Annotated in this window: 1 protein-coding gene; it reads left to right on the forward strand. The window is 64.0% G+C overall.

Annotated features, from left to right (window positions below):
• Positions 1 to 264 (forward strand): hypothetical protein (locus tag AC0L26_RS32040; RefSeq protein WP_473636090.1); only part of this gene is annotated, 264 nt, incomplete at both ends.

A 264-nucleotide genomic window follows, 5' to 3' on the forward strand; every position in this document is an offset into this window, starting at 1 on the left:
GAGGGTGAGGCTCCCGACACCTGGATAGATCGGGCGCGCGCAGCGGCCCGACAGCTTTCGGCAGGCGGACCGGAATTTGACATCTCCAAGGTTCGTGACCTGAGCCCCGAAGCACGCGCGGCGGAGCACTGGCAGGCCTATGTGTCGCGGCTGAGTACCCAGCCGGGCATCATCGTTGCCGAACAAAAAATGCGCGATGGCCAATTCTATATTGCCGGCCTGAGAGACCCGCTTGCCGCCGACCCGCAGTCGCTGTTGTCCGGA

The organism is Mesorhizobium sp. WSM4823 (assembly GCF_055811195.1).